Origin of the sequence: Aromatoleum sp. (assembly GCF_035254505.1) — a bacterium.
GTDB lineage: Bacteria > Pseudomonadota > Gammaproteobacteria > Burkholderiales > Rhodocyclaceae > Aromatoleum.
Genome location: NZ_DATFAO010000058.1, coordinates 62571 through 75020 on the forward strand (window position 1 = coordinate 62571; position 12450 = coordinate 75020).

A 12450-nucleotide genomic window follows, 5' to 3' on the forward strand; every position below is an offset into this window, starting at 1 on the left:
CACACCATGACTTACTGTGTAGGGATGTGTCTGCAGGCCGGGCTCGTTTTCCTGTCCGATTCGCGCACGAATGCGGGGGTCGACCACATCAACACCTTCCGCAAGATGCGCACGTGGCAGCGGCCGGGCGAGCGGGTGATCGTGATGCTTACCTCGGGCAACCTGTCGATCAGCCAGTCGGTGGGCAACATCCTCACCGAGCGGCTGGCGCTGGCGGATTCGACCAATCTCTTCAAGGCTCCGAACATGTTCGAGGTGGCGCGCCACGTGGGAGAGGTGATGCGCGAGGTGCATCGGCGCGATGCCGAGGCCCTGAGCGAGTTCGGAGTGGAGTTCAACGCGTCGATGGTCGTGGGCGGCCAGATCCTCGGTGAGGGGCCGCGGCTCTTCAATGTCTATGCAGCCGGCAATTTCATCGAGTCGACCGAGGACACTCCCTACATCCAGATTGGCGAGTCGAAATACGGCAAGCCGATCATCGACCGCGTCGTGAAGTACGGGACCTCGCTGTCCGACGCGGCCAAGTGCGCGCTGGTGTCGATGGATTCGACGATCCGCTCCAACCTGTCGGTCGGTCTGCCGCTCGACTTGTGCGTCGTCGAGCGCGACGCGCTGGCGATCAAGTCCCATGTGTCGATCACCTTCGAGAACGCTTATTACCAGCAGATCCGCAGCCAATGGGGGGAGCGCCTGCGCGAGGCGTTTGCCGAATTGCCGAATCCCGATTGGGTGTAGCAGCCACGCTCGCGGGCACTGCGGGTGCCGGTGCCCCTCGACGACGAGTCGCACAAGCGCGCAGAGAAGCGCGCAATACGAATAACGGAGAAAGAGTCGTGTCGATCCATGTTGCCCTCAATCACGTCACCCACTACCGCTACGATCGTCCGATCAATGTCGGTCCGCAGATCGTGCGACTGCGCCCGTGCCCGCACAGCCGCACGCGCATCCTGTCCTATTCCCTGAAGGTGTTGCCGGAGAAGCACTTCATCAACTGGCAGCAGGACCCGCAGAGCAACTACCTCGCTCGCCTGGTCTTCCCGGACAAGACCCGCGAGTTCCGCGTCGAGGTCGATCTCGTCGCCGAGATGGCGGTGCTCAACCCCTTCGACTTCTTTCTTGAACCCGAAGCCGAGCATTACCCCTTTTCGTACAACGAGGAACAGCGGGTCGAGCTCGCGCCTTACCTGCACAAGCTGCCGGTCGGTGGGGCGATCGGCGAGCGCTTCACGGCCTACCTGGCGACGATCCCGCGCGACAAGAAGCGCACAGTGCCTTTCCTCGTCGAGCTCAACGCACGGCTGCAGACGGACATCGACTACCTGATCCGCCTCGAACCTGGCGTGCAGAAGCCGGAGGAGACGCTCGTGACAGGCAGCGGCTCGTGCCGCGATTCGGCCTGGCTGCTGGTGCAGTTGCTGCGCTACCTCGGGCTGGCGGCGCGCTTCGTGTCCGGCTACCTGATCCAGCTCACGGCGGACGTCAAATCGCTCGATGGTCCCTCGGGACCGGAAGCCGACTTCACCGACCTGCACGCGTGGTGCGAGGTCTATCTGCCCGGGGCGGGGTGGGTGGGGCTGGATCCGACCTCCGGCCTCTTCGCCGGCGAAGGTCACATCCCGCTCGCGTGCAGCCCGGAGCCGTCCTCCGCTGCGCCGATCACCGGCCTCATCGAGGAGTGCGAGTGCGAGTTCGCGCACACGATGAAGGTCGAACGCATCTGGGAAGCGCCGCGCGTCACCAAGCCGTACTCGGAGGAAACCTGGGCTCGCATCGAGGCGCTCGGCCACGCGATCGACCGTCAGCTCGACGCCGCCGACGTGCGCCTGACGATGGGCGGCGAGCCGACCTTCGTCTCGGTCGATGACCCGGACGGCGACGAGTGGAACACGACCGCGCTCGGGCCGACCAAGCGCCTGCTCGCGACCGATCTCTACCACCGTCTGCGGGAGAAATATGGTGCTCAGGGATTGATGCACTTCGGCCAGGGCAAGTGGTATCCGGGCGAGCAGCTGCCGCGATGGTCGCTCAACGCCTACTGGCGCCGCGACGGCGAGCCGATCTGGAGCAAACCGGAACTCTACGCCGACGAGGGCAAGTCCTCGGGCGCCGATCCCGCGATTGCCAACCGCTTCCTGCGCGGAGTTGCCGGACGCCTCGCACTCGACCCGCAATACGTCTTCGAAGCCTTCGAGGACACCTTCTACTACCTGTGGCGCGAAGGCCGCCTGCCGGTCAATGTCGATCCCCTCGATTCGCGTCTCGAGGACCCGCTCGAGCGCGAGCGCCTGCGCCGGGTGTTCGAGCACGGCCTACCGAACGCCGTCGGCTCGGTGCTGCCGATCGCACGCAGCCCCTCGGGCACCTGGGTGACGGGGCTGTGGTTCCTGCGCGACGAGCGCTGCTATCTGACCCCCGGCGACTCACCGATCGGCTACCGTCTGCCGCTCGATTCGCAGCCCTGGGTCCGCAAGGCCGATTATCCGTACATCCACGCGCCCGACCCGGCGCAACAGTTCCCGCCGCTCGCCAACTACTCCGTGCTGCGCCAGCAGGCCCAGTACCCCGGCCCGCTCCAAGTCGCACAGACGGTATTGCCGAACGGTGGCGGACGCGCCGCTGCCGCCCCCACGACGTCGGATCGGGCTCCGCGCGCCAAGGAGTCGGCAGATTGGCTCACACGCACCGCGATGTGCGCGCAGCCGCGTGAAGGCAACCTCTATGTCTTCATGCCGCCGACCGACTCCCTCGACGACTACCTCGCGATCGTCGCCGCCGTCGAAGCCACCGCCGAGGCGCTCGGCCAGCCCGTGATCATGGAAGGCTACGAACCGCCGTCCGACCCGCGCCTCGCACACTTCAGCATCACGCCTGACCCCGGCGTGATCGAGGTCAACATCCACCCCGCCAACGACTGGGATGAGCTCGTCGAGCGTACGACCCACCTCTACGAGGCCGCGCGTGAGTCGCGCCTGTCGACCGAGAAGTTCATGCTCGACGGTCGCCACACCGGCACCGGCGGCGGCAACCACTTCGTCCTCGGCGGTGCGACGACGGACGACTCACCCTTCCTGCGCCGCCCCGATCTGCTGCGCAGCCTTGTCAGCTACTGGCACAACCACCCGTCGCTGTCCTACCTTTTCTCGGGACTCTTCATCGGCCCGACCTCGCAGGCGCCGCGTATCGACGAGGCACGCAACGACTCGGTCTACGAGATCGAGATCGCCTTCCGCGAGATGGAGCGCCGGATTGGCAGCGACGGCTACTGTCCGCCCTGGCTCGTCGATCGCCTGATGCGCAACCTCCTGATCGACGTCACCGGCAACACCCACCGCGCCGAGTTCTGCATCGACAAGCTCTATTCGCCGGATGGCCCGACCGGCCGCCTCGGTCTGCTCGAATTGCGCGCCTTCGAGATGCCGCCCCACGCACGCATGTCGCTCACGCAGCAGCTCCTGCTGCGCGGCCTCGTCGCACGCTTCTGGCAGCAGCCTTACGCGCCCGACCGCCTCGTGCGCTGGGGCACCGAACTGCACGACCGCTTCATGCTGCCGCATTTCGTCCGGCAGGACTTCGAGGACGTGGTCGCAGAGATGAACGATTTCGGCCTGCCGATCCAGGCCGACTGGTTCGCGCCGCACTTCGAGTTCCGCTTCCCCAAGATCGGCGACTTCGCCGTGCGCGGCATGGAAATCGAGTTGCGTCACGCGCTTGAGCCCTGGCATGTGATGGGCGAGGAGGGTGCCGCCGGCGCGACGGTGCGCTACGTCGACTCCTCGGTCGAACGCCTCCAGGTCAAGGTGAACGGCATGCCGCCGGATCGCTATGTACTCGCGGTGAACGGCCGGGCGTTGCCATTACAACGGACCGGAACGGTCGGCGAAGCGGTCGGAGGAGTCCGATACCGTGCCTGGCAGCCCGCCTCCTGCCTCCATCCGACGATCGGCGTGGATGCGCCGCTCACCTTCGACGTCGTCGACACCTGGATGAAGCGTTCGCTGGGCGGCGCGCAATATCACGTCGCCCATCCTGGCGGCCGCAACTACGACACCTTCCCGGTGAACGCCTTCGAGGCCGAATCGCGTCGTCTCGCGCGCTTCTTCCGCATCGGACACACGCCGGGCGGGGCTCTGTCGCGGATCGAACCTGCGGAGCGCAACTCCGCCTTCCCATTCACGCTAGACTTGCGAGCATCACCATAGGTTGGCGCCCGAGGCCAGATGCCGCATTCGCTGTTCTCGCTCTATGCCCGCCCGACGGCTCGTTACGACGAACTCCTCGGCGCGGGGGACGTGCTGCGGCCTCACTGGGCGCCGCTCGTCGATGCGCTCGGGGCGTCGACCCCGGAGCAGATGCGGGCGCGCCAGCAGTTCGTCGCCGAGCGCATCCGCGAGAACGGTACCACCTACAACGTCTACGCCGACCCGCAGGGGACCGACCGGCCCTGGACGGTCGACCCGCTGCCTTTCATTTTGCCGACCGAGGAGTGGGCGCACATCGAAGCCGCCGTCGCGCAACGGGCGCATCTCCTCGACCGCGTGCTGGCGGACCTCTACGGACCGCAGAACCTGATCCGCACCGGAGCGCTCCCCGCGGCGCTGGTCTATGGCCACAACGGCTTCCTGTGGCCCTGCCTCGGCACGGTTCCGCCGTCCGATCATTTTCTGCATGTCTACGCCGCCGACCTCGCCCGTTCTCCCGACGGCCGATGGTGGGTGATTGCGGATCGTACGCAGGGACCGTCGGGTGCCGGCTATGCGCTCGAAAACCGCCTGATCGTCTCGCGCCTGTTCCCCGACCAGTTCCGCGACCAGCGCGTCCTCCATCTCGCCGACTTCTTTCGCCATGTGCAGGACAGTCTCGCCCGGTGGGCTCCGGTCGACGCCGGCGAGACGCCCCTCATCGTGCTGCTCAGCCCCGGCCCGTACAACGAGACCTATTTCGAGCAGTCCTATCTCGCACGCTACCTCGGCTTTCCGCTCGTCGAAGGGCAGGATCTCACCGTGCGGGGCAATACCGTCTATGTGAAGACGCTCGCCGGCTTGCGCCGCGTGCACGTCATCCTGCGCCGCCTCGACGACGACTACGCCGATCCGCTCGAATTGCGCGGCGAATCCTCGCTTGGCGTGCCCGGCCTGGTCCAGGCAGCCCGTAGTGGCCGCGTGCTGATCGCGAACGCGCTCGGCAGCGGTGTGCTCGAATCCGCGGGCTTGCTCGCCTTCCTGCCGAAGCTCGCCGAGCACCTCCTCGGCGAACCGCTCCTGATGTCCGCCGTCGCGACCTGGTGGTGCGGGGAATCGCCGGCCCTCGATTACGTGATCGAGCACCTCGGCTCCCTCGTCATCAAGCCCGCCTATCCCTCGCAACGCATGGAGCCCGTGTTCGGCCGCGACATTTCCCTCGCCGAGCGCGCCCGTTGGGCCGAACGCCTGCGTCAGCGCCCCCATGCCTACGTCGGCCAGGAAATCGTCCAACTCTCGCAGGCGCCTGTGCTTTCGGGCGCCTCGCGGTCGCTCGATCGCCGCCTGCTGTCGCGTGCGATCGGCGTGCGCGTGTATGCCGTCGCGACGCCCGAAGGCTGGCGCGTGATGCCCGGCGGGCTGACCCGCGTGGCAGGCAGCGGCAAGGTCGATATCCTGTCGATGCAGCGCGGCGGCTCCTCCAAGGACACCTGGGTCCTGTCCGAAAAGCCCGTCAGCCAATTCTCCCTGCTTAAGGGCGAACTCGGCGCGCGCGACATCGTCCGCGCCAATTCGCAGATCGCAAGCCGCGCCGTCGAGAATCTCTTCTGGCTCGGCCGCTACGGCGAACGTGTCGAAAACAGCGCCCGGCTGCTGCGTCTCGCGTGCGAGCGACTCAATCTGGAGGGCGAATCGTCCTTGTCGCAAAAGGGCGCGGTGACGGAACCGCCGCTGCTTGTGACCGACGAACCGGGGCAACTCGCCGCCGCGCTCCGCTATTGCGAACTCTTCTGGTTGCTGCCGCCGGCGAAGGGACGCTCGGTACTGCGCCGGCTGATCGAGGGCGTGCACGACGAGCGCAATCCCGGCAGCCTGGCCAGCACCCTGCGGCGGACACTATGGGCCGCTACCCAGGTCCGCGATCGCCTGTCGCTCGACCATTGGCACTCGCTAAACCGCATGCACGACATCCTGCGCCGCCGCAGTCCCGACGCGAAGGGCGTCGACCCCTTGGCAGACGTCTCCATGGCAAGCTTGCCTTCGACACTGGACCGCGTGCTGCTTTCCTGTGTGCAGCTCTCCGGCTTCGCCATGGACGACATGGTGCGCGATGCCGGCTGGCGTTTTCTCGTCCTTGGCCGCCGCATCGAACGCCTGCAAAGCCGGTGTCAGATAGTCGCCCATTTCCTCGACGGCTGCAGCGGCCAACCTGCAGGCATCGAGGCGCTGCTGCAACTCGCCGACTGCGCCGAAACTTATCGTCAGCGCTACCTGCGCACGCCCGACATCCTGCCGACACTCGACCTCATCGTCTTCGACGCGGACAATCCGCATTCGGTGATCTTTCAGGTCGACATGCTTCAGCGCTACCTGGAGTCGCTGCTACGGGAGTTCCTCCACGCACCAGACGCAGATTGCGGCCTTTCGGACTTCCGCGACATTTCGAACATGCTGCGCGCCTTCCCACTGGAGGACCTCGAACTGGGGCGCAAGGATTGTCGTCCGGACGAGCAAGCTTGCGCGAACTGCGGCGGATGCACGGAACTCGTGGCACAACTGCGCCTGCTCCACATCGCGGCCGGGACGCTGTCCAACCGCATCGCGGAACGCTTCTTCACCCACGTCGCGCCGAGCTCGCGCGTACTCTCCACCTGAACATGCTGTACCACGTTCTTCACTCCACCCTCTACGACTATGCGATGCCGGTGCAGCTGGCGCACCACCTGCTGCACCTCGTGCCGCGCCACTGCCCATGGCAGCGTATCGAGGCGCACGCGCTGCGTGTTGATCCGGCGCCGACCTCGCATCTCGAAGTGAGCGACGCCTTCGGCAATCCGGTCAGCTGCATTGAACTCGCCGTCCCGCACGACCACCTGCACGTCGAGAGCGAGATTTCGCTTCGCGTCGCTCCGCGTCCATGGCTCGGCAAGCTCGACGACCAGGACCGCTGGGAAGATGTCACCACGCTCCTCTGCTATCAGGCCCGCCCGCTGTCCGACGAGCTCGTCGAGGCCGAGCGCATGCGCTTCGAATCGCCTGGAGTGCGCGTCAAGCGCGAACTGGAGGAGTACGCGGCACCGTCCTTCTCCGCCAAGCGGCCGCTCGTCGACGCCACACTGAATCTGATGGCGCGGATCCACGACGAATTCCACTACGACCCCGAAGCGACCGAGGTCGGTACGACCGTACTCGAAGTCCTCGAACGCAAAAGCGGCGTTTGCCAGGACTTCGCCCACCTGATGGTCGGCTGTCTGCGTTCGATGGGACTCGCCGCACGCTACGTCTCCGGCTACCTACGCACCGACCCCCCGGCCGGCCAGCCGCGCATGCTCGGCGCCGACGCGTCCCACGCGTGGGTCGCCGTCTATGTCCCAGCCCATGGCTGGATCGAATTCGACCCCACCAACAACTGCCTCGCCGACGAGCGCCACCTCGTCATCGGCTGGGGCCGCGATTTCGTCGACGTCTCACCGATTCGCGGCGTGATTCAGGGCGGGGGCGAACATACGCTGAAGGTCGGTGTGACCGTCACTCCCGTCGATGAGGAGGAGGGCGACCGTCTCGTTCAGCCGTCTGCGGAAGTCAGCTGAAATGACGCTGCGCTACCTTGTTCCCGCCGCTTGTGGGGAAGGCGTACTTGCAGAACTCGTCGCTCGCGGACCGCGGCGAGGGTATGTCACATATTTGAAGTTGCGCCGAGTCAGGAGAATCGGGCATGCGAGGCCCCGAAAAGCAGAACGCCAACCTCGAAAGGTTGGCGTTCCTGGGTGCTGGTGGGCCCAGCAGGACTTGAACCCGCGACCAAGCGATTATGAGTCGCCTGCTCTAACCGACTGAGCTATGGGCCCGAAAAGCGGTTGCCCGTCCGCGGGGAACGGGCCAGAGATCAGGCGTCGCTGTCGAGGAAGCTACGCAGGCGTTCCGAGCGGCTCGGGTGACGCAGCTTGCGCAGGGCCTTGGCTTCGATCTGGCGGATGCGTTCGCGGGTGACGTCGAACTGCTTGCCGACTTCCTCGAGGGTGTGGTCGGTATTCATTTCGATGCCGAAACGCATGCGCAGCACCTTCGCTTCACGGGCGGTGAGCGAGTCGAGCACTTCGCCGGTCGCTTCGCGCAGGCTGGAATACATCGCGGCGTCGGCCGGCGCGAGCGTCGCCTGATCCTCGATGAAGTCGCCCAGATGCGAATCGTCGTCGTCGCCGATCGGCGTTTCCATCGAGATGGGCTCCTTGGAGATCTTCATGATCTTGCGGATCTTCTCCTCGGGCATGTCCATCTTTTCGGCGAGCGTCGCCGGATCGGGCTCCTGGCCGGTTTCCTGCAGAATCTGCCGGCTGATGCGGTTCATCTTGTTGATCGTCTCGATCATGTGAACCGGGATCCGGATGGTCCGTGCCTGGTCGGCGATCGAGCGGGTGATGGCCTGCCGGATCCACCATGTCGCGTAAGTCGAGAACTTGTAGCCGCGGCGGTATTCGAACTTGTCCACCGCCTTCATCAGGCCGATGTTGCCTTCCTGAATCAGGTCGAGGAACTGCAGACCACGGTTGGTGTACTTCTTCGCGATCGAGATCACGAGGCGCAGGTTGGCCTCGGTCATCTCGCGCTTGGCACGGCGCATCTTGGCTTCGCCCGTCGACATCTGCCGATTGACGTCCTTCAACTCCTTGAGCGAGATGCCGATACGCGACTGCAAGTCGATCAGCTTCTGCTGCTCTTCGAGCACGGCCGGATGTACGCGCATCAGGCCTTCGGCGTAGCTCTTGCCGACGCCGATCTCGTCCTTCAGCCAGTTCAGGTCGACTTCGCGGCCCGGGAAGACCTTGATGAAGTGCGTGCGCGGCATGCCCGCGCGGTCGACACACAGTTGCAGGATCTGACGCTCGTGGCTGCGCACCTGCTCGACCATGTGGCGCACGGTGTCGCACAGGCGTTCGATGGCCTTCGCGGTGAAGCGGATGTTGAGCAGTTCGTCGGAGATCTGCTGCTGAAGCGCGAGATAGCTGAGATCCTGCGAGCCGTTCTTCGCCAGCGCTTCGAGCTTGCTGTCGTTGAACTTGCGGATGACGGCGAAGCGCGCGAGCGCGTCAGCCTTCAGCTGCGCGAGCGTCGCGGCGTTGGCAGCAGCTTCCTTCTCTTCGTCGCTGCTTTCGTCGTCGTCGTCACCGGCGTCGTCGCCGCCTTCTTCGTCTTCGGCACCTTCGTCATCGACCTCGGCCATCGCCGCGGCTTCTTCCTCGGCAGCGGCGTTGGGGTCGATCACGCCGTCGACGAGTTCGTCGATCCGCATTTCGTCGCCGGCGACCTTGTCCACGATCTGGAGCATTTCGGTGATCGTGGTCGGGCAGGCGGAAATTGCCTGGACCATGTGACGCAGGCCGTCTTCGATGCGCTTTGCGATTTCGATTTCGCCTTCGCGGGTCAGCAACTCGACCGTACCCATTTCACGCATGTACATGCGGACGGGGTCGGTGGTGCGCCCGAATTCGGAATCGACCGACGACAGCGCCTGTTCGGCTTCTTCTTCCGCGACATCTTCATCGACCGTGCTCGGGACGGCGTCCGACATGAGCAGGTCTTCGGCAGCCGGCGCTTCGTCGAAGACCCGGATGCCCATGTTGTTGAAGGTCGCGATGATGCCTTCGATCTGCTCGGCGTCGGCAACGTCGTCGGGCAGGTGATCGCTGATTTCTGCGTAGGTGAGGTAGCCGCGTTCCTTGCCGAGCGAGATCAGAGTCTTCAGGCGGGTCTTGCGAACCTCCGCGTCGAGCGCCCCGGCAGGCGCTCCTTCCTCGATCAGTACGGCTTTGTCTTTGGCTTTGGAGGCCCGTCCTTTCGGGATATCCTTCCGCGAATCCTTGACTTTTTCGCGAGCCATGGCACTCCTTGAATCGGGCGAACGATGAATTGGGGTAATCGACGATTATACTAAACGTTACTGACTTTGCCGAGGTTGACGAGCTTTCTTTTTTCCATTAACAGCTCGGCAAGTCGGCCGCGCTCCACCGGCGAGAGGCCGCTTGAGCGTTCGCGCAGCGTCAGTTCGCCGATTTCACGGGCGATCGCGTCTGCGTGCAGCTTTCGCAACGTATCTTCAAAAATTGTTTCGATAACAGCTTCGTCAAATTCGGCATCCACCAGTTCCCCGGCCACTCGTGCAATCGTCTCGCTGTGAGGGGTATCCCGGAACTGCTCGACCAGCGCTCCAAGTCCCCCGTTTGTCACCAGGTCGCCTGTGCTCATCGTGTCGATGATCGCGACCAGGGCTTTCGCGCCGGCTGTGTCATCCGGCACCAGGTCCACCGGAAGTCGCGCTGCCCAGGTCGGGTGATGCAGGACGAGGCGTAGCAGGGTGTCGATGGCGGAGGGCGGTCGCTGGCGACCGCGGGGCCTCGGGCGGTCGCGGGGCGGGTAGGGCGCACGCCGGGGGCTGCCGAACTCCATGTCCTGGCGGAAGTCTGGGGGCGGGCGCCTGGGTGTTTCGGATTTGAGTCCGAAGGCCGTCTCGACCTCGGCTTGGCTGAATTCGCTGGCTTCCGCGATGGCCTTGATCAGTTGCAGTCGCAGCATCGGGGCTGCGACCCGCGTGACGAGCGGCTTCGCCTCATGCACCAGTCGCGCGCGGCCTTCGGCGGTATCGAGCGGACAGTCGGTGCGCAGTTCGTTGAGCAGGAAGGTGGTCAGCGGCATTGCCGATGCGGCGGCCTCGCTGAACGCCGGCGCGCCGAACGCGCGCACGAAGGAGTCCGGGTCGTGCTCTTCGGGTAGGAACAGGAAGGCGAGCGTGACGTCGTCGCGTAGCGCCTCGAGCGACGATTCGAGCGCGCGTCGCGCCGCCTTGCGTCCGGCGGCGTCGCCATCGAAGCAGAACACGATGCGCTGCGCGTGGCGCAGCAGGGTATTGATGTGGTGCGGCGTGGTCGCGGTGCCGAGCGTTGCGACGGCGTTGCCGACGCCGAATTGCGCGAGGGCCACGACGTCCATATAGCCTTCGACGACGATCGTGTGGCCCGCTTCGCGGATCGCCTTTTGCGCCTGGGGCAGGCCGTAGAGTTCGCGCCCCTTTTCGAACAGCGGCGTTTCGGGCGAGTTCAGATATTTGGGCTCGCCGCCATCGAGGACTCGTCCGCCGAACGCGATGATGCGCCCGCGCCGGTCCTGGATCGGGAACATGATGCGGTTGCGGAAGCGGTCGTAGCGGCGTCCGGCGTCGTTCTCGATGACGAGGCCGGCGTCCAGTAGCGCCTTGCGCTCATACTCCGGAAATATCTTGCGCAACCCGTGCCAGTCGTCAGGTGCGAAACCGATGCCGAACCGGACACAGATCTCCCCGGTCAGGCCGCGACGCTTCAGGTAGTCGATGGCAATGGGTGCGTGCTTCAGCTGGTCGCGGTAGAAGCGCGCCGCCGTCGCGATCGCGGCAAGGAGCTCGTCGTGCTCGGGCGTAGCCGGCTGGCGATCGTGTCCGCTGTGGGATTGCGGCACTTGCAGCCCTGCGTAGCCCGCCAGTTCCTTGACGGCGTCGACGAAGGGCAGGCCGCTGTACTCCATCAGGAAGCTGATCGCGGTGCCATGGGCGCCGCATCCGAAGCAGTGGTAGAACTGCTTGCTCGGGCTGACGGAAAAGGAGGCTGATTTTTCGCCGTGGAAGGGGCAGCAGGCGAAATAGTTGGCGCCGCTCTTCTTCAGGGTAAGGTGGCGCTCGACCACGTCGACGATGTCGACGCGAGCGAGGAGGTCCTGAATGAACGACTGCGGGATCATGGCCGGTCTGCCGCCATGCTTCGGCGGCGAGCGGTCAGGAGGCGAGGCGCGCGCGAACGCGCCGCGACACGTCCGACATGTCGGCGCGACCGGCGAGGCGTGCCTTCAGCGGTCCCATCACGCGGCCCATGTCGGCCGGGCCGCTCGCGCCGCACTCGGTAATGGCGGCCTCGATGGCTGCGTCGAGTTCGGCGTCCGACAGGGCTGCGGGCAGGTAGGCGGACAGGACTTCGATCTCGAAGCGCTCTGCAGCTGCGAGTTCGGGGCGGTTGCCTGCGTCGTACTGTGTGGCCGCGTCGCGGCGTTGTTTGACGAGCTTTTCAACCGTCGCCATGACGCCAGCTTCGTCGAGCTCGACGCGTTCGTCGATTTCGCGTTGCTTGATGGCGGCAATCAGCATGCGGACGGCTGACAGCCGTGCGCTATCCTTCGCGCGCAGGGCGGCCTTCATGTCGTCCTGAATGCGTAGTTTGAGAGACATGGCGACTCCGGTGTCGAAAAGCAAACC

The 12450-nt window shown here is 65.3% G+C and carries 7 protein-coding genes and 1 tRNA gene; 4 read left to right on the plus strand and 4 right to left on the minus strand.

Annotation, left to right across the window (positions count from 1 at the left end; genetic code table 11):
• Positions 1-6: 6 nt before the first annotated feature.
• The 4 genes from VJ673_RS11595 to VJ673_RS11610 all read left to right on the plus strand — a co-directional run bounded on the left by VJ673_RS11595 (position 7) and on the right by VJ673_RS11610 (position 7768).
• Positions 7-735: a proteasome-type protease gene (locus VJ673_RS11595; RefSeq protein ID WP_324126260.1), complete on the plus strand. Its 729-nt coding sequence runs from the start codon at positions 7-9 to the stop codon at positions 733-735.
• Positions 736-833: 98 nt separating this feature from the next.
• Entirely contained in the window at positions 834-4199 is a 3366-nt protein-coding gene (locus VJ673_RS11600; RefSeq protein ID WP_324126261.1) for a transglutaminase family protein, read from the plus strand.
• Positions 4200-4217: 18 nt separating this feature from the next.
• Positions 4218-6833, plus strand: coding sequence for a circularly permuted type 2 ATP-grasp protein (locus VJ673_RS11605; protein WP_324126262.1), 2616 nt, complete (start codon positions 4218-4220; stop codon positions 6831-6833).
• A 2-nt stretch (positions 6834-6835) separates the two neighbouring features.
• Entirely contained in the window at positions 6836-7768 is a 933-nt protein-coding gene (locus tag VJ673_RS11610; protein WP_324126263.1) for a transglutaminase family protein, read from the plus strand.
• Between the two features lie 181 nt (positions 7769-7949).
• On the opposite strand, the gene VJ673_RS11615 is transcribed toward VJ673_RS11610, so the two are convergent.
• The 4 genes from VJ673_RS11615 to VJ673_RS11630 all read right to left on the minus strand — a co-directional run bounded on the left by VJ673_RS11615 (position 7950) and on the right by VJ673_RS11630 (position 12423).
• Positions 7950-8026, minus strand: a tRNA-Ile gene (locus tag VJ673_RS11615).
• Between the two features lie 38 nt (positions 8027-8064).
• Positions 8065-10056, minus strand: a complete 1992-nt coding sequence (gene rpoD, locus VJ673_RS11620; protein WP_324126264.1) for an RNA polymerase sigma factor RpoD — start codon at positions 10054-10056, stop codon at positions 8065-8067.
• A 50-nt stretch (positions 10057-10106) separates the two neighbouring features.
• Positions 10107-11942, minus strand: coding sequence for a DNA primase (gene dnaG, locus VJ673_RS11625; protein WP_324126265.1), 1836 nt, complete (start codon positions 11940-11942; stop codon positions 10107-10109).
• A gap of 34 nt (positions 11943-11976) precedes the next feature.
• The gene (locus VJ673_RS11630; RefSeq protein WP_324126266.1) at positions 11977-12423 is read right to left on the minus strand and encodes a GatB/YqeY domain-containing protein; all 447 of its coding nucleotides are present in this window, start codon (positions 12421-12423) and stop codon (positions 11977-11979) included.
• Between the last annotated feature and the right edge of the window lie 27 nt (positions 12424-12450).